This window comes from Streptomyces sp. Tu 3180, assembly GCF_009852415.1.
Lineage (GTDB): Bacteria > Actinomycetota > Actinomycetes > Streptomycetales > Streptomycetaceae > Streptomyces.
In genome coordinates this window covers 6,048,408-6,072,306 of the sequence record NZ_WOXS01000002.1, presented here as the reverse complement: position 1 = coordinate 6,072,306, position 23,899 = coordinate 6,048,408, and the positions used below count along the sequence as shown (strand labels likewise).

General features: G+C 69.2%; 12 protein-coding genes, 1 tRNA gene, 2 rRNA genes and 1 pseudogene. 2 read left to right on the top strand and 14 right to left on the bottom strand.

All coding sequences use genetic code 11. The features are described 5' to 3' along the window. Positions 1-7 precede the first annotated feature (7 nt). Positions 8-835: a DNA-formamidopyrimidine glycosylase family protein gene (locus GL259_RS28200; RefSeq protein ID WP_159536100.1), complete on the top strand. Its 828-nt coding sequence runs from the start codon at positions 8-10 to the stop codon at positions 833-835. 230 nt (positions 836-1,065) lie between these two features. On the opposite strand, the gene GL259_RS28195 is transcribed toward GL259_RS28200, so the two are convergent. The 10 genes and pseudogenes from GL259_RS28195 to GL259_RS28150 form a co-directional block, all read right to left on the bottom strand. After that, positions 1,066-1,359: a hypothetical protein gene (locus GL259_RS28195; protein WP_159536099.1), complete on the bottom strand. Its 294-nt coding sequence runs from the start codon at positions 1,357-1,359 to the stop codon at positions 1,066-1,068. A 159-nt stretch (positions 1,360-1,518) separates the two neighbouring features. Further along, positions 1,519-1,989, bottom strand: coding sequence for a DNA starvation/stationary phase protection protein (locus GL259_RS28190; protein ID WP_159536098.1), 471 nt, complete (start codon positions 1,987-1,989; stop codon positions 1,519-1,521). Positions 1,990-2,176: 187 nt separating this feature from the next. After that, on the bottom strand, positions 2,177-2,557 hold the full coding sequence (locus GL259_RS28185; RefSeq protein WP_015657463.1) for a helix-turn-helix transcriptional regulator: 381 nt from the start codon (positions 2,555-2,557) through the stop codon (positions 2,177-2,179). A gap of 109 nt (positions 2,558-2,666) precedes the next feature. Next, positions 2,667-3,212 carry a CinA family protein gene (locus tag GL259_RS28180; protein WP_159536097.1) on the bottom strand — a complete coding sequence of 182 codons (546 nt, stop codon included), beginning with the start codon at positions 3,210-3,212 and terminating at the stop codon, positions 2,667-2,669. Next, positions 3,209-4,099 carry a CDP-diacylglycerol--glycerol-3-phosphate 3-phosphatidyltransferase gene (pgsA, locus tag GL259_RS28175; RefSeq protein ID WP_159536096.1) on the bottom strand — a complete coding sequence of 297 codons (891 nt, stop codon included), beginning with the start codon at positions 4,097-4,099 and terminating at the stop codon, positions 3,209-3,211. Before pgsA ends, GL259_RS28180 begins: the two co-directional genes overlap by 4 nt. After that, the gene (gene rimO / locus GL259_RS28170) at positions 4,096-5,571 is read right to left on the bottom strand and encodes a 30S ribosomal protein S12 methylthiotransferase RimO (protein WP_159536095.1); all 1,476 of its coding nucleotides are present in this window, start codon (positions 5,569-5,571) and stop codon (positions 4,096-4,098) included. The genes pgsA and rimO overlap by 4 nt, the downstream gene beginning before the upstream one ends. 93 nt (positions 5,572-5,664) lie before the next feature. After that, complete coding sequence (locus GL259_RS28165; protein WP_159536094.1) at positions 5,665-6,498, bottom strand: helix-turn-helix domain-containing protein; 834 nt, start codon at positions 6,496-6,498, stop codon at positions 5,665-5,667. A gap of 252 nt (positions 6,499-6,750) precedes the next feature. After that, positions 6,751-9,495, bottom strand: coding sequence for a DNA translocase FtsK (locus GL259_RS28160; RefSeq protein ID WP_208026529.1), 2,745 nt, complete (start codon positions 9,493-9,495; stop codon positions 6,751-6,753). 196 nt (positions 9,496-9,691) lie between these two features. Then, positions 9,692-10,369, bottom strand: coding sequence for a response regulator (locus tag GL259_RS28155; protein ID WP_159536092.1), 678 nt, complete (start codon positions 10,367-10,369; stop codon positions 9,692-9,694). A gap of 307 nt (positions 10,370-10,676) precedes the next feature. Beyond that, positions 10,677-16,146: pseudogene (locus GL259_RS28150) on the bottom strand (HAMP domain-containing protein). 429 nt (positions 16,147-16,575) lie between these two features. On the opposite strand from GL259_RS28150, the gene GL259_RS28140 reads away from it, so the two are divergent. Next, positions 16,576-19,329, top strand: coding sequence for a SpoIIE family protein phosphatase (locus GL259_RS28140; protein WP_159536091.1), 2,754 nt, complete (start codon positions 16,576-16,578; stop codon positions 19,327-19,329). 43 nt (positions 19,330-19,372) lie between these two features. Here GL259_RS28140 and GL259_RS28135 read toward each other — a convergent pair. The 4 genes from GL259_RS28135 to GL259_RS28120 form a co-directional block, all read right to left on the bottom strand. Beyond that, positions 19,373-19,445 (bottom strand) — tRNA-Thr (locus GL259_RS28135). A gap of 77 nt (positions 19,446-19,522) precedes the next feature. After that, positions 19,523-20,185 (bottom strand): DegT/DnrJ/EryC1/StrS family aminotransferase, encoded by a 663-nt coding sequence (locus GL259_RS28130; protein ID WP_166461673.1) that lies wholly within the window; start codon positions 20,183-20,185, stop codon positions 19,523-19,525. Positions 20,186-20,300: 115 nt separating this feature from the next. Next, a 5S ribosomal RNA gene (gene rrf / locus GL259_RS28125) occupies positions 20,301-20,417 on the bottom strand. 74 nt (positions 20,418-20,491) lie between these two features. After that, a 23S ribosomal RNA gene (locus GL259_RS28120) occupies positions 20,492-23,612 on the bottom strand. Between the last annotated feature and the right edge of the window lie 287 nt (positions 23,613-23,899).

Sequence of the window (23,899 nt, the reverse complement as noted above, 5' to 3'; positions counted from 1 at the left end):
TTGACACATGCCCGAAGGAGACACGGTCTGGCAGGCCGCACGGCGACTGCACGACGCCCTCGCGGGCAGCGTGCTGACCCGCAGCGACCTGCGGGTGCCCAGGTACGCCACGGCGGACCTCACCGGCCGGACCGTCCTGGACGTCACCCCGCGCGGCAAGCACCTGCTCACGCGCGTCGAGGGCGGCCTGACCCTGCACTCGCACCTGCGGATGGACGGCTCCTGGAGGGTGTACGCGGACGGGCAGCGCTGGAACGGCGGCCCTGCCCACCAGATCCGCGCGATCCTCGGCACCGCCGACCGCACGGCCGTCGGCTACCGGCTCCCCGTCCTGGAACTCCTGCGCACCCGCGACGAGGACCGCGCGGTCGGCCGGCTCGGACCCGATCTCCTCGGCCCGGACTGGGACCCGGACCGGGCGCTGGCCAACCTCCTGAAGGACCCGGCCCGTCCCCTCGGCGAGGCCCTGCTGGACCAGCGCAACCTCGCCGGCGTCGGCAACGTCTTCAAGAGCGAGCTCTGCTTCCTGCTCGGCGTCACCCCCTGGCTCCCCGTGGGCGAACTGCCCGCCGAGCGCGCCGCGAAGCTGCCCGGGCTCGCCAAGCAGCTGCTGGAGTTCAACCGCGAGCGCCCGGTCCGCAACACGACGGGCCTCCGCGGCCAGGACCTGTTCGTGTACGGCCGCGCGTCCCGCCCCTGCCTGCGCTGCCGTACTCCGGTCCGTCTCGCCGAGCAGGGCGACGGCTCCCGCGAGCGCCCCACCTACTGGTGCCCCACCTGCCAGCCGGGCCCGGCCCCCGCACCGATCCGGTCACGCCGCACCGCCGTGCCCTAGGCGGCCGGCCCGCCGCACCGCTGGCCCCACCGCACCGCCGAACCCGCATCCGGCTCGGGCCGACGATCCCGGACAGGTCCGCTCGCAGGGATCTCCGCCCCGCCCCGTACGGCCTCACCGGCCGCACCGCCTTCGCCACCGGTCACCGGTCACCGGTCACCGGCCACCGGTCACGGATCGACTGGAGCACGCGCCACCGCCCGGTGCCCCGGCCTGCGACACCGCGGCCCTCATCGCCGGCCGGCTCCCCCGTCGGAACCGGGACGCGGCGTCTCCGTGGTGACCGCCGCCGCGGGGTCGGTGCCCGCGCGCCAGGCCCGCCGCCACCGTCCGGCGGCCAGTACCCCTTCCGCCCGGCCCTTGGGCACGCAGTGCACCGGCAGCAGGCTGAGCCCCCATCCGCCGGCCACGACCGCCCCCTCCAGCGCACCGGCGCCGGGCACCAGCAGCAGCCGTGCCACGGCCCACCACCACAGCGCCCCGAGCCCCAGCACGGCCCCCAGGCGCACCGCCCGTCCCGTCATGGCCCCCACCTCCCCGCCCGGACGCCGTGAGGCCTCCCGCCGGAGGTTACGAGACGGCTGGGGCCCGTGTGCAGGGCGCGTGGACGGCACACGGGCGCACCGCGCGCACCGTGCTCCCCCTGCGCCTCGGCGAGGGCCTCGCGGCCCTCCAGGGCCACGTCACCCGTTCTCGGCCTGGAACATCCAGTGCTGCTTCTCCAGACCCGCCGTGACCGTGATGAGGATGTCCTGGGTCACCGGATCCGCCTCCCCGGTCGCCGTGATCCGCTCGCGCATGCGGGCGATCACCGCGCCCAGCGCCTCCACGAGCGCTCCCACCGCGGCCGTGTCGTCGACCCAGCCCTCGGGCGTCACCCCGATCCCGCTGCCGACGGCCACCGTCGCGGCGCGCCCGTCGGGCGAGACGCCCAGTGCCGCGGCGCGCTCCGCCACGGTGTCGGAGTGCGTGCGCGCGAGGGTCACGACCTCGTCGAGCTGGAGGTGCACGGAACGGAAGCGCTGCCCGACCACGTTCCAGTGGATCTGCTTCGCGACCAGGGCGAGGTCCACCAGGTCCACCAGGGCGCCCTGCAGCGCCTCGGACACCGTCTTCAGGTTCACGTCGGACAACGGGCTCTTCACGACGTACATCCGCACCTCCGTGGCCGTCCCCCGCCTCGTCCCTCAACGATGACCGCCGCGCGCCGCACCGGCAAACGCACACGGGGCGCCCCGCGCATGCGAAAACCCCGGCGGCACCCCTCCGGATCCCTCCGGAGGAGCCCTGACCGGGGCCTCTCACATCACACCTTCACACCGCGCGTGCGAAGAACACGCGTCACGCGGCGACGACGTCCACCGCCTCGGCGGGCGCCTTGATGGTGACCCGTTCCGGTGGCACGCCGGTCACCGAGACGGAACCCAGCATCGGACGGACCGACGTGGGTACGGGCTCGCTGGGGGTCGCTGCAGCAGACTGGGCCAGCTCCGCGAGGGCGAGCTCGTCGCTCACTTCCCGCATGAGCTCGGACATCCGTACGTCCAGCGCGTCGCAGATGGCGGAGAGCAGTTCGGAGGAAGCCTCCTTCTGCCCCCGCTCCACCTCGGAGAGATAGCCGAGTGAGACTCGGGCGGACGAGGAGACTTCGCGCAGAGTACGGCCCTGGCGTTGGCGCTGCCGACGCAGCACGTCACCCAGCAGGCGACGGAGCAGAATCATCGGTGGCTCCCTCCTCGGACCGCGTAGCCGCATCCATTACGCCCCACCGTACCGCCTTGCGCCGCGGCCGTGCGGGGAGCGATGTCGTGTTCACTCAGGGCTGCAAACATCAAAACCCCCCGTTCCGTTCCGTATCCTGTGCCCGCTCATTCCCGGTCTGTTCGCCCGCAAGCTCCTCGAGGAGCAGCGCGAGTACGCTGCGTACACTCTCCATACGAATTTCCGCGCGGTCGCCGTTCAACCGCAGGTGCCCCACTTTTCCGCCGCGGGCGGAACCGGAACCCGTCCCGGAGGGGCCGTCCACGGCCACGAAAACCGTCCCGACGGCCTGCCCGTCCTGGGGGTCCGGGCCGGCGACGCCGGTGGTCGCGATGCCCCAGTCGGCACCCAGCGCCTTGCGGACACCGGCCGCCATCTGGGCCGCCACCTGCGGATCCACCGCTCCGCGCTGAGCCAGCAGAGTGGCGTCCACGCCGAGCAGCCGGTGCTTCAGCTCGGTGGCGTACGCCGTCACCGAGCCCCGGAAGACCTTGGAGGCCCCGGGGACGGAGGTGATCTCCGCCGCCACCAGACCACCGGTCAGCGACTCGGCGACAGCGAGCGTCCCGCCGTTCACGGTGAGTAGTCGCACCACCTCGGTGGCCCTGGAACTCACGCTTCCATCTCCTCCAACGCCGCCCTGCGCTCGGCGATTCCCCGCCTGCGGAGCACAATGGCCTGTTTCACATAGTCGAGTCCGGTCACCACGGTCAGCACCACCGCCGCGGCCATCACCCACCACCGCAGCGTGGCCAGCCACCCGGTGAGTGCCAGCACGTACATGCCGACGGCCACCCCCTGGGTGAGGGTCTTGAGCTTGCCCCCACGGCTGGCCGGGATCACGCCGTAGCGAATGACCAGGAAACGCAGCAGCGTGATGCCGAGTTCCCGGCCGAGGATGACCCCGGTGACCCACCAGGGAAGATCGCCCAGCGCCGAGAGACAGACCAGCGCCGCTCCCATGATCGCCTTGTCGGCGATGGGGTCGGCGATCTTCCCGAAGTCGGTGACGAGGTTGTAGGTGCGCGCCAGATGGCCGTCGAACAGGTCGGTGATCATGGCGATGGCGAAGGCCGCCCAGGCGAGCGACCGCCACGCCGGGTCGTATCCGCCGTCGGCGAGCATCAGCGCGACGAAGGCCGGTACGAGCAGCAGCCGCAGCATGGTCAGCAGGTTGGCGATGTTCCAGACGCTGGCCTGGTTGACGGCCGCCGCCGCGATCTTCCCGCCGCGCGGCGGTTTCGCGCCGTCCCCGGCGTCGAGGACGTCTCCGGAAGCCGCGCCCCGGGAGACCTCGTCGCCGGGCGGGTTCTTCCCGCCCGAACCGCGGCCGGACAGCCCGTCCGCCCCCGGGACACCCCCGGGCGGCCCGGGAGCCGCACCGCGGGCCTCCCGCGCGGCCGTGCGACCGGCCGCCCCCGGGACGCCTCCGGGGGCCGCGTTCGCCGCCGCCCTCCTCGCGCCGGAGGGGCCTCCCGCCGCCGATGCCGGGACACCCGTCATCTGCCCGCCTCCTCACTGCGCGCGAGCGAGCCCTGGAAGAGCGGCTCGGCCACCAGGTCGACACCTTCCGTACCGACCACCTTCGCCTCGACCATACGGCCGACGCTCACACCCTCGCCGCTCGTGAGCAGCACCTGCCCGTCCGTCTCGGGGGCCTGGTGCGCCGCCCGGCCGTGGACGCCCTCCTCCTCGTCCACGGACTCCACCAGCACGTGCACGGTCTCGCCGACCCGCTCCTCGGCGCGCTGCGAGACGAGTTCCTCGGCCAGCCGGGAGACACGGGCCAGCCGCTCGGCGACGACGTCCTCGTCCAGCTTGGTGTCGTAGGTCGCCGCCTCCGTGCCCTCCTCGTCGGAGTAGCCGAAGACGCCGATGGCGTCCAGCCGCGCGTGGTTCAGGAACCGCTCCAGCTCGGCGAGGTCGGCCTCGGACTCGCCGGGGAAGCCGACGATGAAGTTGGAGCGCACACCGGCCTGCGGCGCCTTGCTCCGGATGGTGTCGAGCAGCTCCAGGAAGCGGTCGGTGTCGCCGAAGCGGCGCATCGCGCGCAGCACGTCGGGCGCGGAGTGCTGGAAGGACAGGTCGAAGTACGGGGCGACCTTCGGGGTGGAGGTCAGCACGTCGATCAGGCCGGGCCGCATCTCGGCCGGCTGGAGGTAGCTGACGCGCACCCGCTCGAGGCCGTCGACCTCGGCGAGCTCGGGCAGCAGGGACTCCAGCAGGCGGATGTCGCCGAGGTCCTTGCCGTAGGAGGTGTTGTTCTCGGAGACCAGCATGATCTCCTTCACGCCCTGTTCGGCCAGCCACCGCGTCTCGTTCAGCACGTCGCTGGGCCGGCGTGAGATGAAGGAGCCGCGGAAGGACGGGATGGCGCAGAAGGAGCAGCGGCGGTCGCAGCCCGAGGCGAGCTTCACCGAGGCGACCGGGGAGCCGTCCAGCCGGCGGCGCAGGGGCGCCCGGGGCCCGGAGGCCGGGGCGAGGCCCTCCGGCAGGTCCGCCGGGCCGTGGCCGGGCAGCGCGACGGACGCGCCCGCCGTCTGCCGCTCCACCGGGCTGACGGGCAGCAGCTTGCGCCGGTCGCGCGGGGTGTGGGAGGCGTGGACGCCGCCGCTCAGGATGGTCTGGAGCCGGTCCGAGATGTCGGTGTAGTCGTCGAAGCCGAGCACGCCGTCGGCCTCGGGGAGGGCCTCGGCGAGTTCCTTGCCGTACCTCTCGGCCATGCAGCCCACCGCCACGACGGCCTGCGTTCTTCCATGTCCCTTGAGGTCGTTGGCCTCCAGGAGGGCGTCGACCGAGTCCTTCTTGGCGGCCTCGACGAAGCCACAGGTGTTCACGACGGCGACGTCCGCGTCGGCGGCGTCCTCGACGAGCTGCCAGCCGTCCGCCTCCAAACGGCCTGCGAGCTCCTCCGAGTCCACCTCGTTACGGGCGCAGCCAAGGGTGACGAGTGCGACGGTACGGCGTTCAGGCATGGGCTCAAGACTACTTCGTCCCGCCGAGGGCCCACGTCGACGGGGTTGGCCGATCTTGGCCAACCCCGTCGCCGATGCACCGCCTGGGACCGTTTATCCGGCCTGCGGGTCGCCCTTGGTGTAGGTGAGGCGCTCGACGGCCCCCGGCTGGAAATCGTCCTCGATCTTCTTGCCGTTCACGAACAGCTCGATCGCGCCGGCGTCGCCGAGCACCAGGTTGATCTTCGAACTGTCCTGGAAGGTCTTGGACTCGCCCTGCTTGAGGAGACCGTCGAACAGCAGCCGGCCGTTGTGGTCCTTGGCCGAGATCCAGCTGCGCCCGTCGGCGGCGCTCACCCGGACCGTCACCTTGTCCTGCGGCGCGGCGGCGATGGCGCTGTCCGAGGGCTCCGGCTCGGGGACGACGGGCTTCTTGGACTTGGGCGTCGGCGAGGCGGACTTGGTGGGCGCGGTGCCGTCGGCGACGTTCTCCTTGCCGCCGTCGTCACCGCCCTTGACCATCGTGAACCCGACGAAACCGATCACCACGACGATCGCGGCGACCATGGCCGCGGTCCAGTTGGGTCCGCGCCGCTCCGGACGGATGCGTTCCGCCTCGAAGAGGGGCGCGGCCGGGGTCGGGGCCGGGCGGCCGCCGCCGTGCTCGGCCTCGTACTGGGCGATCAGCGGGGCCGGGTCGAGGCGCACGGCCTTGGCCAGGGTCCGGATGTGCCCGCGCGCGTAGACGTCGCCGCCGCAGGGCGCGAAGTCGTCCGCCTCGATGGCGCGCACGATGGCGATACGGACCCGGGTGGCGGTACTGACGTCGTCGACGGTGAGCCCGGCGGCGATGCGCGCCTGCTGCAGCGCACGGCCGACGGAGGGGCGGGCTTCCTCGGAAACGTCTTCGAACGGACGCTCGTCTTCAGGGGAGTTGCCGATGGACACGGGGGCGCCTTTCGAGCGTGTAGCCGCCTGTGCTGGAGGTTCAGTCTAGGGGGGGTGCAAAAGGGTGGGGCAACCGGGCGGTAGGACTTTGTACGCCATCGGAATGGCCCGACGTCCCGATGGTGGACCTGCTGTTTGTCGCTTCCCTCAACTTGACGTACGCCGAGGGGAAACGGTTGCCCACGGTTCTCTTACGGGTGGGTCACGATCGGCCACCCGGATGTCCCGGGGCGACAACCGCGTCCCGTCCGCCTACCCTTCAGACTCCCCCCGGATCAGCGCGAGCACGCCGTCCAGGTCATCAGGCTTCACAAGAACGTCACGAGCCTTCGAACCCTCGCTCGGTCCGACGATGTTCCGGGACTCCATCAGGTCCATCAGCCGGCCGGCCTTGGCGAAGCCCACGCGCAGCTTGCGCTGGAGCATGGACGTGGACCCGAACTGGGTGGAGACGACCAGCTCGGCCGCCTGGCACAGCAGGTCGAGGTCGTCGCCGATGTCCTCGTCGATCTCCTTCTTCTGCTTGCTCCCGACGACCACGTCGTCCCGGAAGACGGGCGCCATCTGGTCCTTGCAGTGCCGGACGACGGCCGCGACCTCCTCCTCGGTCACGAACGCGCCCTGCATACGGGTCGGTTTGTTCGCCCCCATCGGCAGGAACAGCCCGTCGCCCTTCCCGATCAGCTTCTCGGCACCGGGCTGGTCGAGGATGACGCGCGAGTCGGCGAGCGAGGAGGTGGCGAACGCGAGCCGGGAGGGCACGTTCGCCTTGATCAGACCGGTGACGACGTCGACCGACGGCCGCTGGGTGGCGAGCACCAGGTGGATCCCGGCCGCCCGCGCGAGCTGCGTGATGCGCACGATGGCGTCCTCGACGTCGCGCGGGGCGACCATCATCAGGTCGGCCAGCTCGTCCACGATCACCAGCAGGTACGGGTACGGCTGGAGCTCGCGCTCGCTGCCCTCGGGCGGTTTCACCTTGCCCTCGCGCACCGCGCGGTTGAAGTCGTCGATGTGCCGGTAGCCGTAGGCGGCCAGGTCGTCGTAGCGCAGGTCCATCTCGCGCACGACCCACTGCAGCGCCTCGGCGGCCCGCTTGGGGTTGGTGATGATCGGCGTGATCAGGTGCGGGATGCCCTCGTAGGCGGTGAGCTCGACGCGCTTGGGGTCGACCAGGATCATCCGGACGTCCTCCGGGGTCGCCCGCATCATGACCGACGTGATCAGGCAGTTGATGCAGGACGACTTGCCGGAGCCGGTGGCGCCGGCGACCAGCATGTGCGGCATCTTCGCCAGCGAGTGCATGACGTAGCCGCCCTCGACGTCCTTGCCGAAGGCGACCAGCATCGGGTCGTCGTCCTCGGCGGACTCCGCCAGCCGCAGCACGTCACCGAGGTTGACCATCTCCCGGTCGGTGTTGGGGATCTCGATGCCGACGGCGGACTTGCCGGGGATCGGGCTGATGATCCGCACGTCCGGGCTGGCGACGGCGTACGCGATGTTCTTGGTCAGCGCGGTGATCCGCTCCACCTTCACGGCGGGGCCGAGCTCGACCTCGTAGCGCGTGACCGTCGGCCCGCGGGTGAAACCGGTGACCCGCGCGTCGACCTTGAACTCGGTGAAGACCGTGGTGAGCGACGCGACGACGGCGTCGTTGGCCGCACTGCGCGCCTTGCCGGGACCGCCCCGGGTGAGCAGGTCGAGCGAGGGCAGGGCGTAGGTGATGTCGCCCGACAGCTGGAGCTGCTCGGCGCGCGGGGGCAGGTCCCGGGGCTCGGAGGGCGGGGCCTTCGTCAGGTCCGGGACGCCGGCCCCGGGCCTGTCCTGTTTCGGCGCGTCCGCCTTCGGCTGTTCCGGCCGGGGGCGGGCGGCCGGCACCGGCGTGGTCGGCTCGCGGTCCCCGACGCGCACGCCCTGGGTCAGGTCGGCGACGACCGGGGAGGGCGGCATCCCGTGCAGGACGGCGCCGTCGAGCGCGGCGGCCGCGGCGGCGGCCACGTCCACGGCGTCCATGGGCCGCTGCGCGTCGGGCTGCGGCACCGCGGACCTGCGGGGCCGGCCGCGGCGCCGGGACAGCGCCTCCTGCTCCGCGTCGTCCGGGCCGTCCGGGTCGTACTCCGGGGGTGCGGGCTGCCGCCTGCGGCGGCTCGGGGGCAGCGCCTCGCGCCACTGCTCCTCGTAGCGCTCGTCGTCCTCGCCGAACTCCTCCGGCCCGGGCTCGTGGACGAGCCCGAGCCGCACGCCGAGCAGCCGCAGCCGCTGCGGAATGGCGTTCACCGGAGTGGCCGTGACGACCAGCAGACCGAAGACCGTGAGCAGCACCAGCAGCGGCACGGCGAGCACGTCGGTCATGGTGGCCGACAGCGGAGTGGCCGCGCCCCAGCCGATGAGGCCGCCGGCGTCCCTTATGGCCTGCATGCCGTCGCCGCGGGCGGGCGAGCCGCAGGCGATGTGGATCTGGCCGAGCACGCCGATGACGAGCGCGGACAGACCGATGACGATCCGGCCGTTGGCCTCCGGCTTCTCCGGGTGCCGGATCAGGCGCACGGCGATGACCGCGACCAGGATCGGCACGAGCAGGTCCAGCCGGCCGAAGGCGCCGGTGACCAGGATCTCCACGAGATCGCCGACCGGCCCCTCGAGGTCGGCCCAGGTGCCCGCGGCGACGATCAGCGCGATGCCGAGCAGCAGCAGCGCCAGACCGTCCTTGCGGTGCGCGGGGTCGAGGTTCCTGGCGCCCTGCCCCATGCCGCGGAAGACGGCGCCGACGGCGTGCGCCAGGCCCAGCCACAGGGCGCGCACGAGGCGGTAGACGCCTCCGGTCGGGCTCGGTGCGGGCGCGGGCTTCTTCGCCACCGCCTTCCCGCCGGGAGCCCTCTTGGCGGGAGCCTTCTTCGGTGGGGTCCTCTTGGCGGCGGCCTTCTTCGCCGGAGCCTTCACGGAAGCGGCCGCCTTCTTCGCGGGCGGCTTCTTGGCTGCGGAGGGACGTGAGGCCATGGGTGTGAGGTTACCGGTGGAGGAGGCAGGGGACACGCGTGGCGGACGCTTCACCCGTTCGTGTCGCCCTCATCGAGGCGCGAAGCTGACACCGGGGGCCGCGGACGGACGCGGAGGAGACGCGGGGCCCGCGGAATTGACACACCCTCACGCCCGGGCCCCGCCCCGGGGCAGGACAAGGCCCTTGCGTCCGGGATCAGTTCTGCGAGGACACCGACGACGCGCTGCCGGTGCCCGGCTCCAGCGCGTCCAGCGCCCGCCGCAACCCCGTGAGCTTGCGCTCCAGATGTGCCGCCGTGGCCACCGCGGCCGCGTCGGTCGACTCGTCGTTGAGCTGCTTGGTGAGCGCCTCGGCCTGCTCCTCGACGGCCGCGAGCCGTGCCGAGAGCTCGGCGAGCAGGCCCACCGACTCCTTCGGCTCGCCCGTGTCCTTCTCGCCGCCCTCCAACTGGAGCCGCAGCAGCGCCGCCTGCTCCCGCAGCTGGCAGTTCTTCATGTACAGCTCGACGAACACCGAGACCTTCGCCCGCAGCACCCACGGGTCGAACGGCTTGGAGATGTAGTCCACCGCACCCGCCGCATAGCCGCGGAACGTGTGGTGCGGGCCGTGGTTGATCGCGGTGAGGAAGATGATCGGGATGTCCCGGGTCCGCTCCCGCCGCTTGATGTGCGCGGCGGTCTCGAAACCGTCCATGCCCGGCATCTGGACGTCCAGCAGAATGACCGCGAAATCGTCCGTCAGCAGCGCTTTGAGCGCTTCCTCCCCGGACGATGCCCGCACCAGCGTCTGATCGAGCGCCGAGAGGATCGCCTCCAGCGCCAGCAGATTCTCCGGCCGGTCATCGACCAGGAGGATCTTGGCCTTCTGCACCATGGCCCGCCCTCCTCGCCCCGGCGTGGGGCCTCCCCTGTCCGCAGGACCTGGGAAAGCACCGGTGGGTGCCGCCCCAGGCGACGGCTCCCTTGCGCCGCCCGTCCTTGTGCCGGTCATCGTAGCCGCACCCCGCCCGTCGCCACACCCTGTCACCGCGATGTCACTGTGCACATAGCAGAAACGCGGCGTGGGACCAGAAGGTTCCCCGATTCCCGCACTTCTACACGACTTCGCGCACACCACGTGAGCAACTTCGTGTGAACACGGAAGCTTCCCGTCCCGTTCGTGCGTTCTCCGGTCGCCGCCCTCACTCCCCCCGCATCCACTGCTCCATCACCGACAGCAGGTGATCGGGGTCGACCGGCTTGGTCACGTAGTCGGAGGCGCCCGACTCGATCGCCTTCTCCCGGTCGCCCTTCATCGCCTTCGCGGTGAGCGCGATGATCGGGAGCCCCGCGAACTGCGGCATCCGGCGGATCGCCGTGGTCGTCGCGTACCCGTCCATCTCGGGCATCATGATGTCCATCAGCACGACCGCCACGTCGTCGTGCTGCTCCAGCACCTCGATGCCCTCGCGGCCGTTCTCCGCGTACAGCACGGACAGGCCGTGCTGCTCCAGGACGCTGGTGAGCGCGAAGACGTTGCGGATGTCGTCGTCGACGATCAGCACCTTCTGCCCGCCGAAGCGGATGCCGCGGTGCGACCGGGGCGCCGGCTCCTGCCGCTCCACGCCCGACCACTGCTCCGGCTCCGGCGCGGGCCGCTGCTCCGGCTGGGGCAGGACCCTGCGGCGGCGCCGGAACAGCGCGGCCGGACCGTTCTGGGTCGCCCGGTACGACGTCACCTCGGCGGGCGTCTCGACCTGCGGCCCGGTCAGCTCGGCCGATGCCACGAGGTCACCGGGCCTCCAGGGCGGGCACGGGCTGCTGGTAGCCGTGCGCGGGCAGCTCGCTCGGGTGCAGCGGGAGGTACAGCGTGAACGTCGAACCGCGGCCCGGCTCGCTCTGCGCGTGGATCTCACCGCCGAGCAGCTGCGCGATCTCCCTCGAGATGGACAGCCCCAGCCCCGTGCCGCCGTACTTGCGGCTGGTCGTACCGTCGGCCTGCTTGAACGCCTCGAAGATCACCCGCATCTTGCTGGCCGCGATGCCGATGCCGGTGTCGCTCACCGAGAACGCGATCAGGTCCGCGTCCGGGTCGGTCAGCGAACCGGTCTCCAGCAACTGCTCCCGGATGGCCTGCGGAACGTCGTCCCGGGCCGGCCGGATGACCAGCTCGACCGACCCGGAGTCGGTGAACTTCACCGCGTTGGACAGCAGGTTGCGCAGCACCTGGAGCAGCCGCTGCTCGTCGGTGTGCAGGGTGGCCGGCAGCTCCGGGGACACGCGTACCGACAGATCCAGGCCCTTCTCCGCGGTCAGCGGCCGGAAGGTGGCCTCCACGTAGTCCACGAGCTGGACGAGCGCGATGCGCGTCGGGGAGACGTCCATCTTGCCCGCCTCGACCTTGGACAGGTCGAGGATGTCGTTGATGAGCTGGAGCAGGTCGGACCCGGCGCCGTGGATGGTCTCGGCGAACTCGACCTGCTTCGGGGAGAGGTTCCCCTCCGCGTTGTCGGCGAGCAGCTTGGCCAGGATCAGCAGCGAGTTGAGCGGCGTCCGCAGCTCGTGCGACATGTTGGCCAGGAACTCGCTCTTGTAGCGCATGGAGACCGCGAGCTGCTCGGCACGCTCCTCCAGCACCTGCCGCGCCTCCTCGATCTCGGTGTTCTTCACCTCGATGTCGCGGTTCTGCCGGGCCAGCAGCTCGGCCTTCTCCTCCAGTTCGGCGTTGGACGCCTGGAGCGCCTTCTGCCGCTGCTCCAACTCCGCGGACCGCTCGCGCAGTTGCTCGGTCAGCTCCTGCGACTGCGCCAGCAGCCGCTCCGTCTTGGTGTTGACCGAGATGGTGTTGACGCTCGTCGCGATCATCTCGGCGATCTGGTTGAGGAAGTCCTTCTGGATCGCCGTGAACGGCGTGAACGACGCCAGCTCGATGACGCCGAGCACCTTCCCCTCGAACAGCACCGGCAGCACGATCACCTGTGCCGGCGGCGCCTCCCCGAGCCCCGAGGAGATCTTGAGGTAGCCGCTGGGCGCGTTCCCCACCAGGATGGTGCGCTTCTCCACGGCCGCCGTCCCGATCAGCCCCTCGCCGGGCCGGAACGACGTCGGCATGGAGCCCATGGAGTAGCCGTACGAACCGAGCATGCGCAGCTCGAACTGGTCGTCGTCCGCGGCGCTCAGGTCCTCGCCGTCGACCAGCGGCATCGCGAGGAAGAACGCGCCGTGCTGCGCCGAGACCACCGGGGTCAGCTCGCTCATGATCAGCGAGGCCACGTCCTCCAGGTCGCGGCGGCCCTGCATCAGCGCGGAGATCCTCGCCAGATTGCCCTTGAGCCAGTCCTGCTCCTTGTTGGCGATGGTGGTGTCGCGCAGGTTGGCGATCATCTTGTTGATGTAGTCCTGGAGTTCCTGGATCTCCCCGGACGCGTCCACGTCGATCTTCAGGTTCAGGTCGCCACGTGTCACCGCGGTCGCCACGCGCGCGATGGCACGCACCTGCCGGGTCAGGTTCCCGGCCATCTCGTTCACGGACTCGGTCAGGTCCCGCCAGGTGCCGTCGACGTCCCGCACGCGTGCCTGACCGCCCAGCTGCCCCTCGGTGCCCACCTCGCGGGCCACGCGCGTGACCTCCTCGGCGAAGGACGACAGCTGGTCCACCATCGTGTTGATGGTCGTCTTCAGCTCGAGGATCTCCCCGCGCGCGTCGATGTCGATCTTCTTCGTCAGGTCGCCCTTGGCGATGGCCGTCGTCACCATGGCGATGTTGCGCACCTGGCCGGTCAGGTTGGACGCCATCTGGTTCACCGACTCGGTGAGGTCCTTCCACGTGCCCGCCACGCCCGGCACGTGCGCCTGGCCGCCGAGGATGCCGTCCGTGCCCACCTCGCGGGCCACCTTGGTCACCTGCTCGGCGAACGCGCTCAGCGTCTTCACCATGATGTTGATGGTGTCGGCGAGCTGCGCCACCTCACCGCGCGCCTCGATGCTGACCTGCCGCGTCAGGTCGCCGTTGGCGACCGCGGCGGAGACCTGGGAGATGTTCCGCACCTGGGTGGTCAGGTTCTTGGCCATCAGGTTGACGTTGTCGCTCAGGTCCTTCCAGATGCCCGTGACGCCGGGCACGTGGGCCTGGCCGCCGAGGATGCCCTCGGTGCCCACCTCGCGGGCCACCCGGGTCACCTGCTCGGCGAACGACGACAGCTGGTCCACCATCGTGTTGACGGTGGTGACCAGCTCCAGGATCTCGCCCTTGGCGTCGACGGTGATCTTCTTCGACAGGTCGCCCTTGGCGACCGCGGTGGTCACCTCGGCGATGTTGCGCACCTGGAGGGTGAGGTTGTTCGCCATGCCGTTCACCGACTGCGTGAGGTCCTTCCAGGTGCCGGAGACACCCTGCACCTCGGCCTGGCCGCCGAGGATGCCCTCCGTACCCACCTCACGGGCCACCCGCGTGACCTCCTGGGCGAACGACGACAGCTGGTCCACCATCGTGTTCAGCGTGTTCTTCAGCTCCAGGATCTCCCCGCGCGCGTCCACGGTGATCTTCTGGGACAGGTCGCCGCGGGCCACCGCCGTGGCCACCTGGGCGATGTTGCGGACCTGCGCGGTGAGGTTGCCGGCCATGCCGTTCACGGAGTCCGTCAGGTCCCGCCACACACCGGCGACGCCGGGCACCTGCGCCTGACCGCCCAGCCGGCCCTCCGTGCCCACCTCACGGGCGACCCGGGTGACCTGGTCGGCGAAGCTCGACAGCTGGTCCACCATCGTGTTGATGGTGTTCTTCAGCTCCAGGATCTCCCCGCGCGCGTCGACGTCGATCTTCTGCGACAGGTCGCCCCGCGCGACGGCCGTCGTGACCTGCGCGATGTTGCGCACCTGGGACGTCAGGTTGCCCGCCATCGAGTTGACGGAGTCGGTGAGCTCCTTCCAGGTGCCCGACACGCCGTCCACGCGCGCCTGACCGCCCAGCCGGCCCTCCGTGCCCACGTCCCGGGCCATCCGCGTGACCTGGTCGGCGAAGCTCGACAGCTGGTCCACCATCGTGTTCACGGTGTTCTTCAGCTGGAGCATCTCGCCGGAGACGTCGACCGTGACCTTCTGCGACAGGTCGCCGTTGGCCACCGCCGTCGTCACCTGGGCGATGTTCCTCACCTGTCCGGTGAGGTTGCGGAACGCCGTGTTGACGGAGTCCGTCAGGTCCTTCCAGGTCCCCGCCGCCCCCGGCACCTGCGCCTGCCCGCCCAGCTCGCCCTCGACGCCGACCTCGCGCGCCACCCGGGTGACCTCGGCACCGAAGGAGGACAGCTGGTCGACCATCGTGTTGACGGTGTTCTTCAGCTCCAGCATCTCGCCGGCCACGTCCACGGTGACCTTCTGCGACAGGTCGCCGTTGGCCACCGCCGTCGTCACCGCCGCGATGTCCCTCACCTGAGTGGTCAGGTTCCGGAACACCGTGTTGACGGAGTCCGTCAGGTCCTTCCAGGTCCCCGCCGCCCCCGGCACGTTCGCCTGCCCGCCCAGCCGGCCCTCGGCACCGACCTCGTTGGCGACCCGCGTGACCTCGTCCGCGAAGATGCGCAGCGTCTCGGTCATCTGGTTGATCGTCTCGGCGAGCTGCGCGACCTCGCCGCGCGCCGGCACGGTCACCTTCCGCGACAGGTCGCCGTTGGCCACCGCGGTCGTCACCTCGGCGATCCCGCGCACCTGGGCCGTCAGGTTCCCGGCCATGGTGTTGACGGAGTCCGTGAGCTCCTTCCACACCCCGTCCACCCCGGGCACCTGGGCCTGCCCGCCGAGCGCGCCCTCGGTGCCCACCTCGCGCGCGACCCGGGTCACCTCGGAGGAGAACGCGGAGAGCTGGTCCACCATCGTGTTGACGGTGTTCTTCAGCTCCAGCATCTCCCCCTCGACGTGCACGGTGACCTTGCGGGACAGGTCACCCCGGGCGACCGCCGTCGTCACCAGCGCGATGTCGCGCACCTGCGCGGTCAGCCGCTCCGCCATGGTGTTGACGGAGTCCGTGAGGTCCTTCCACGAACCGGACATCCCGCGCACCCGCGCCTGCCCGCCCAGCTTGCCCTCGGTGCCCACCTCGCTGGCCACGCGCGTGACCTCGTCGGTGAACGTCGACAGCTGGTCGACCAGGTTGTTGACGGTGCGCCCGACCTTCAGGAACTCACCGCGCAGCGGATGCCCGGTCCCGTCCGGCGCCTGCGTCCGCAGCTCCATGCGCGGCGACAGATCGCCCTCGGCCACCGCGGACAGCACCCTGCTGACCTCGGACACGGGCCGTACGAGATCGTCCACCAGCGCGTTCGAGTGGTCGATCGCCGCCGCCCAGGAGCCCTCGGAGGCCCCCGTCTCCAGCCGCTCGGTGAGTTTTCCCTCACGTCCGACCATGCGGCGCACCCGCGCCAGCTCACCCGTCAGATGGAGATTGCGGTCGGCCACCTCGTTGAAGACCGCCGCGATCTCCGACATCACGCCGTCGCCGGACACCGTGAGCCGCTTGCGGAAGTTCCCGTCCCGCATCGCCACGAGAGCCGCCAGCAGCCGGTTCAGGGCCACCGTGTCCACCACGGTGGTCCCACCCCGCGCCTTGCGTGGGTTGCTCAGGGACGGTCCGCCTTTCGCGCGCGCTTTCGTGCCCCGCGTCGCTGCGCCAGACTCCACTGTGTCCCTCCCGCAGGGGTCGACCGTTACTGCTGTGCTCTGGTACCCCCTGGGGGCGTACCAGTTGTTGCTGCCTGTTCCCTGTACTACTGCGATTTCGCACTACTACGATTCCTGTCCGGCGTACCAGGACACCGCCGAGGGGCTGCTGCCCACCCGCCGCGGAAGACACTCGGTCCGCCCGGAACTTCACGACAAGCCTGCCCAGTGTTTCACCCCTGCCGAACCAGGCCATAACAGTTCGGCAGCTTCGCACATCGTCCGCACACCCTCCGGACGTGAGACACCTCCGGACGGAAACACAGCAGACCGGCATCCGCTGGGACCGCGAAGGTAAGTAACCTTGCATCCGGCTGTCCAGCCACGCCGGTCCGTCCGGCCTGGGCGGTGGCAGGGAGACGAGCGGGCATCGGAGGGGCGGCCGCACACATGACCACCGGACTGATCCCCGGGGACCAGCCCCCGGAGCCACGGCCGACGGGTGACCTGCCGCAGCAGCGGCACGAGCCCGACGGCCATGGGAGCATGCACGCCGACGACCGGTCGAGGAGTTCTGTGATCACCGCGCGCGCGGCCGCCAGCTTCGAGCCCGTCGGACGATCGGTCGCGAGCGCCCGCTCCTTCGTCCGCGACACCCTCCAGGGCTGGGGCTTCGGTGACATCGTGGACGACGCGGTGGTCCTCACGAGCGAACTGGTGACCAACGCCGTGGTCCACGCCGGCACCTCCGCCGACCTGCTGTGCCTGCGCGGCGACGACGCCGTACGGATCGAGGTGGCCGACCGGTACCCGGAGCGCGAGATCCCCGTCCAGGGCTCGGCCGTCAACATGGGCAGCCCCGACCGCGAGGGAGGCCGCGGCCTCCAGCTGTGCGCGGCCCTGGCCGGCCGCTGGGGCGTGGACTACACGCCCACCCACAAGACCGTCTGGTTCCAGCTCGATCTTCCCGAACGCCCGGTGGGCACCCGCACCGCCGGCCCGTCCCTGCCGGCCGACCTCCTCCCGCTCGCCGACACCCGGGTCCGCGTGGCCGTCGTCCAGATCGACCGGACCGGCTCCATCACCGCCTGGAACGAGGACGCGGAAGAACTCTTCGGCTACACGGCCGAGCAGGTCACCGGCAAGCCCCTGACCGACCTCGCCGCCTGGCCGCACACCCCCGGCACCAGCACCGGCATCGCCGAGGCGCTCCAGCTCTCCCGCTGGGAGGGCAGCTACGGCATCAGGGGCGCCCACGGCCGGGTGATTCCGGTGTACGCCTCCCACCTGCGGGTCCGCGACACCGACGGCGAGCCGTCAACGGTCTGCCTCCTGGTGAAGGACCACGAACGGGCGGTCCTGCAGACCCCCCTGCGCGTGCCGGCCTCCGAGACGCCCGGCGGCTCCGAGGGCCAGAGCACCGACCCCTTCGAGGTGTTCATCGGCTCCCCCGCCCCGGACGACCTCGACGGCCTGCTCCAGCGCACGGTGGAACGCGCCCGCGACATGCTCGACGCCGACTCCGCCTTCCTGCTCCTGGCCACCGACGACGAGACGGAACTGGAGGTCCGCGCCTCCACCGGCCTGCCCTCGGCCCGCCAGCGCTTCGCCCGCGTCCCCGTCGAGGCGGGACCCGGCCGCTACGGCTCCGCCCGCATGCCGGCCGTCCACGAGGACCTCACCGCCGTGCCGGGCGCGGTCCCCCTCCTCAACGGCACCGGCATGCGCTCGGTCGTCACCGTGCCGCTGAAGGTCGAGGGCCGTCTCACCGGCTCCCTCGGCGTCGCCGCGGAGGCACCGGGCCGGTACTCCAACGAGGAGGCGCTGCGCCTTCAGTTCGCGGCCGACCGCATCGCGCTCGCCGTCGAGTCGGCCCGCCTGGGCGAGCTGGAGCGCCTGCGCCGCGGCTCGCTCAGCTTCCTCGTCGAGGCCTCCGACCTCCTCGCCGGCACCCTGGACCGGGACCAGACCCTGGCCCTCATGGCCCAGATGACGGTCCCCACCCTCGCCACCTGGTGCGCCGTCTACACGATCGCCGACCAGGCCTCCGAGCCGTACCTGTCCTACGTGCTGCACGAGGACGAGGAACTCATCGACGGCATCAAGTCGCTGCTGTCGAAGATCTCCCCGCCCGACCCGGTCCCCACCCCCGGTGCCCGCGTCTGGTCGGCCCCCGCGGAGGTCGCCCACCAGGCGGCCCTGCGCAGCTCCATGCGCAGCCTCGGCCTCAGCGGCGGTACGACCCGCCAGGTCACCCCGGGCATCGGACCGACCCTCGCCACGGCCTCCGCCGTCGGCGGCGAGACGGTGGTCCTCCCCCTGGTCGCCCGCAACCGCGTCATCGGCATGCTGACCCTCGGCAAGCCGACCGACGAGCACTTCCGCCAGGAGATCCTGGAACTCGCCGAGGACCTCTCCCGGCGGGCCGCACTGGCCCTGGACAACGCCCGCCTCTACTCCGAGCGCACGGCCATCAGCCAGTCCCTCCAGCGCAGCCTCCTGCCCCCCGAGCTGCCGACGATCGACGGCGTCGAGGTCGAGGTCATCTACCGCGCGGCCGGCGAGGGCAACGAGGTCGGCGGCGACTTCTACGACCTCTTCCCCATCAGCGACGGCGCCTACGGCTTCGCCATCGGCGACGTCTGCGGTACGGGCCCCAACGCGGCGGCCGTCACCGGCCTCGCCCGCCACGCCCTGCGGCTGCTGGCCCGTGAGGGGCTGAGCGGCCCGGCGGTCCTGGAGCGCCTGAACTCCGCGATCCTCGACGAGGGCGCCCGCAGCCGCTTCCTCACACTGCTCTACGGCGAACTGCGCCCGCAGCAGGACGGCAGCGCGGAACTGAAGGTGGTCTGCGCCGGCCACCCGCTCCCGCTCCGCCTGCGCCAGGACGGCACGGTCGAACCGGCCGCCGAGCCCCAGCCGCTCCTCGGCGTCATCGACGACCTGGAGCTGTACGAGCAGACGGTCACCCTCGATCCCGGCGACGTCCTCCTCTGCGTGACCGACGGCGTCACCGAACGCCGTGAGGGCACCCGCATGCTGGGCGACGACGGTCTCGCCGACGTCCTGACGACCTGTACGGGTCTGACGGCCGGCGCGGTCGCGGCCCGCATCATGCGCGCCGTCGAACGCTTCGCCTCCGACGCTCCGTCCGACGACATGGCCATCCTGGCCATGCGTGTGCCGGAGCCGCACACGGACTAGGACATGCGAAAGGCCCCGCCCGAATGGGCGGGGCCTTTTTCCGAGCCCCCAAACGGAATCGAACCGTTGACCTTCTCCTTACCATGGAGACGCTCTGCCGACTGAGCTATAGGGGCCTGTTGCTGTCAGCGGGGTTTCCCCCTCGGCAACGGAATAGATCATACCCCGAAGACAGCCGTGCTCCCAACCACGCTCACAGAGCCGGCTGCAGCAGCCCGCCCAGCGCATTGCACGCGGACGCGATCCGCTGCATGTCCCGCTTGGTCAGCGAGGCGTCCACCGGAAGCGCGAGCGTCTCGTCGGCGGCCCGCTCGGTCTCGGGCAAGGACACGCACCGCCGGAATTCGGGCAGGCGATGCACGGGGGTCTTCACCGGCACCCGGCAGTCAACGCCCTTGGCGCGTACGGCCCGTGCGAAGGCGTCCCGATCAGGTCGCCCGTTCCCCGGCACCCGTACGACGTACTGCTGGTAGGTGTGCCCGACCCCGCCCTCGGGCGTCCGCACACCCCTCAACTTCGCGTCGAGGAACGCCGCCCGCTCCCTGCGCCGGGCTATCTCGTCGTACGGCGCCTCGGACTCCCCGTGCTCCAGCACCAGCAACCCGTGCCGTCGGCCGAGAGCGTGCAACCGTGCGAGGTCGGCGGGCCTGCCGAAGCGGTGCACGACGACGACGGCCGCCGTCCGGGGCGTCACGGCCGCCTCCACGGCGGCCGGCTCGAGGCAGTACGACGACGGATCTATGTCGGCGAACACCGGCAGCGCTCCCGCCGTCACCACGGCCTCAGCGACCTCCACGTTCCCGAAGGCCGGGACGACGACCTCGTCACCGACTCCGACACCGGCGGCCCTGAGCAGTGCAGCAGTACCCATGTGGTGGATGCTCGTTGCGCAACGTGAACTTCAAGTGACGCCGAACAAAAAAGGGTTGGACCCGGAACCGAAGTTCGGGGTCCAACCCTTTTCAATGATTGTTCGGCGGCGTCCTACTCTCCCACAGGGTCCCCCCTGCAGTACCATCGGCGCTGTAAGGCTTAGCTTCCGGGTTCGGAATGTAACCGGGCGTTTCCCCTACGCTATGACCACCGAAACACTATGAAACAATCAACAACCGGCTTCGGGTTGTTCGTGGTTTCAGAACCAACACAGTGGACGCGAGCAACTGAGGACAAGCCCTCGGCCTATTAGTACCGGTCAACTCCACACGTTACCGTGCTTCCATATCCGGCCTATCAACCCAGTCGTCTACTGGGAGCCTTACCCCATCAAGTGGGTGGGAGTCCTCATCTCGAAGCAGGCTTCCCGCTTAGATGCTTTCAGCGGTTATCCCTCCCGAACGTAGCCAACCAGCCATGCCCTTGGCAGAACAACTGGCACACCAGAGGTTCGTCCGTCCCGGTCCTCTCGTACTAGGGACAGCCCTTCTCAAGACTCCTGCGCGCACAGCGGATAGGGACCGAACTGTCTCACGACGTTCTAAACCCAGCTCGCGTACCGCTTTAATGGGCGAACAGCCCAACCCTTGGGACCGACTCCAGCCCCAGGATGCGACGAGCCGACATCGAGGTGCCAAACCATCCCGTCGATATGGACTCTTGGGGAAGATCAGCCTGTTATCCCCGGGGTACCTTTTATCCGTTGAGCGACGGCGCTTCCACAAGCCACCGCCGGATCACTAGTCCCGACTTTCGTCCCTGCTCGACCCGTCGGTCTCACAGTCAAGCTCCCTTGTGCACTTACACTCAACACCTGATTGCCAACCAGGCTGAGGGAACCTTTGGGCGCCTCCGTTACCCTTTAGGAGGCAACCGCCCCAGTTAAACTACCCATCAGACACTGTCCCTGATCCGGATCACGGACCCAGGTTAGACATCCAGCACGACCAGACTGGTATTTCAACGACGACTCCACCCGAACTGGCGTCCGAGCTTCACAGTCTCCCAGCTATCCTACACAAGCCGAACCGAACACCAATATCAAACTGTAGTAAAGGTCCCGGGGTCTTTCCGTCCTGCTGCGCGAAACGAGCATCTTTACTCGTAGTGCAATTTCACCGGGCCTATGGTTGAGACAGTCGAGAAGTCGTTACGCCATTCGTGCAGGTCGGAACTTACCCGACAAGGAATTTCGCTACCTTAGGATGGTTATAGTTACCACCGCCGTTTACTGGCGCTTAAGTTCTCAGCTTCGCCCACCCGAAGGTGAGCTAACCGGTCCCCTTAACGTTCCAGCACCGGGCAGGCGTCAGTCCGTATACATCGCCTTACGGCTTCGCACGGACCTGTGTTTTTAGTAAACAGTCGCTTCTCGCTGGTCTCTGCGGCCACCCCCAGCTCCGGCAGCAAGTGCCGTCACCGGATGTGGCCCCCCTTCTCCCGAAGTTACGGGGGCATTTTGCCGAGTTCCTTAACCATAGTTCACCCGAACGCCTCGGTATTCTCTACCTGACCACCTGAGTCGGTTTAGGGTACGGGCCGCCATGAAACTCGCTAGAGGCTTTTCTCGACAGCATAGGATCATCCACTTCACCACAATCGGCTCGGCATCAGGTCTCACCCTCATGAGTGGCGGATTTGCCTACCACTCGGGCTACACCCTTACCCCGGGACAACCACCGCCCGGGCTGGACTACCTTCCTGCGTCACCCCATCACTCACCTACTAACCGCTTGGGCCGGCGGCTCCACCACTCCCCTTCACCCGAAGGATCCGGGGCGGCTTCACGGCCTTAGCATCACGATGCTCGGTGTTTGACGCTTCACAGCGGGTACCGGAATATCAACCGGTTATCCATCGACTACGCCTGTCGGCCTCGCCTTAGGTCCCGACTTACCCTGGGCAGATCAGCTTGACCCAGGAACCCTTAGTCAATCGGCGCACACGTTTCTCACGTGTGAATCGCTACTCATGCCTGCATTCTCACTCGTCAACCGTCCACAACTCGCTTCCGCGGCTGCTTCACCCGGCAGACGACGCTCCCCTACCCATCACAGCACCCGTTGGGGCTTATTGCTGCAATGACACGACTTCGGCGGTACGCTTGAGCCCCGCTACATTGTCGGCGCGGAATCACTAGACCAGTGAGCTATTACGCACTCTTTCAAGGGTGGCTGCTTCTAAGCCAACCTCCTGGTTGTCTGTGCGACTCCACATCCTTTCCCACTTAGCGTACGCTTAGGGGCCTTAGTCGATGCTCTGGGCTGTTTCCCTCTCGACCATGGAGCTTATCCCCCACAGTCTCACTGCCGCGCTCTCACTTACCGGCATTCGGAGTTTGGCTAAGGTCAGTAACCCGGTAGGGCCCATCGCCTATCCAGTGCTCTACCTCCGGCAAGAAACACACGACGCTGCACCTAAATGCATTTCGGGGAGAACCAGCTATCACGGAGTTTGATTGGCCTTTCACCCCTAACCACAGGTCATCCCCCAGGTTTTCAACCCTGGTGGGTTCGGTCCTCCACGAAGTCTTACCTCCGCTTCAACCTGCCCATGGCTAGATCACTCCGCTTCGGGTCTTGAGCGTGCTACTGAAGCGCCCTGTTCGGACTCGCTTTCGCTACGGCTACCCCACCCGGGTTAACCTCGCAACACACCGCAAACTCGCAGGCTCATTCTTCAAAAGGCACGCAGTCACGAGACACCAGCAAGCTGATGTCCGACGCTCCCACGGCTTGTAGGCACACGGTTTCAGGTACTATTTCACTCCCCTCCCGGGGTACTTTTCACCATTCCCTCACGGTACTATCCGCTATCGGTCACCAGGGAATATTTAGGCTTAGCGGGTGGTCCCGCCAGATTCACACGGGATTTCTCGGGCCCCGTGCTACTTGGGTGTCTCTCCAACGAGCCGCTGACGTTTCGACTACGGGGGTCTTACCCTCTACGCCGGACCTTTCGCATGTCCTTCGCCTACATCAACGGTTTCTGACTCGTCTCATGGCCGGCAGACCATGAAAGAGAGATCCCACAACCCCGCATGCGCAACCCCTGCCGGGTCTCACACGCATACGGTTTGGCCTCATCCGGTTTCGCTCGCCACTACTCCCGGAATCACGGTTGTTTTCTCTTCCTGCGGGTACTGAGATGTTTCACTTCCCCGCGTTCCCTCCACACTGCCTATGTGTTCAGCAGCGGGTGACAGCCCATGACGACTGCCGGGTTTCCCCATTCGGACACCCCCGGATCAAAGCCTGGTTGACGACTCCCCGGGGCCTATCGTGGCCTCCCACGTCCTTCATCGGTTCCTGGTGCCAAGGCATCCACCGTGCGCCCTTAAAAACTTGGCCACAGATGCTCGCGTCCACTGTGCAGTTCTCAAACAACGACCAACCACCCACCACCCCGGGACAACATCCCGAGTTCACTGGGGCCGGCAACCGAGAGACGACCATGCGGCCGTGCCCTCAGACACCCAACAGCGTGCCCGGCCGGACCCTGTCCGGAGATCGTGCGTTCCACGCCCTTACGGGCAGTACTGGCAGCCTCCGGCCCAGTGATCGGACCGAGTAGTCAACGTTCCACCCATGAGCAACCAGCATCGGACGTTCGCCGATGCACTGGCCTCTGACCAGCC

Bases quoted from the DNA above. Each gene is read 5' to 3' on its own strand.
- GL259_RS28200 (WP_159536100.1), top strand. From the start codon at position 8: ATGCCCGAAGGAGACACGGTCTGGCAGGCCGCACGGCGACTGCACGAC.
- GL259_RS28195 (WP_159536099.1), bottom strand. From the start codon at position 1,359: ATGACGGGACGGGCGGTGCGCCTGGGGGCCGTGCTGGGGCTCGGGGCG.
- GL259_RS28190 (WP_159536098.1), bottom strand. From the start codon at position 1,989: ATGTACGTCGTGAAGAGCCCGTTGTCCGACGTGAACCTGAAGACGGTG.
- GL259_RS28185 (WP_015657463.1), bottom strand. From the start codon at position 2,557: ATGATTCTGCTCCGTCGCCTGCTGGGTGACGTGCTGCGTCGGCAGCGC.
- pgsA (WP_159536096.1), bottom strand. From the start codon at position 4,099: ATGACGGGTGTCCCGGCATCGGCGGCGGGAGGCCCCTCCGGCGCGAGG.
- rimO (WP_159536095.1), bottom strand. From the start codon at position 5,571: ATGCCTGAACGCCGTACCGTCGCACTCGTCACCCTTGGCTGCGCCCGT.
- GL259_RS28160 (WP_208026529.1), bottom strand. From the start codon at position 9,495: ATGGCCTCACGTCCCTCCGCAGCCAAGAAGCCGCCCGCGAAGAAGGCG.
- GL259_RS28155 (WP_159536092.1), bottom strand. From the start codon at position 10,369: ATGGTGCAGAAGGCCAAGATCCTCCTGGTCGATGACCGGCCGGAGAAT.
- GL259_RS28140 (WP_159536091.1), top strand. From the start codon at position 16,576: ATGACCACCGGACTGATCCCCGGGGACCAGCCCCCGGAGCCACGGCCG.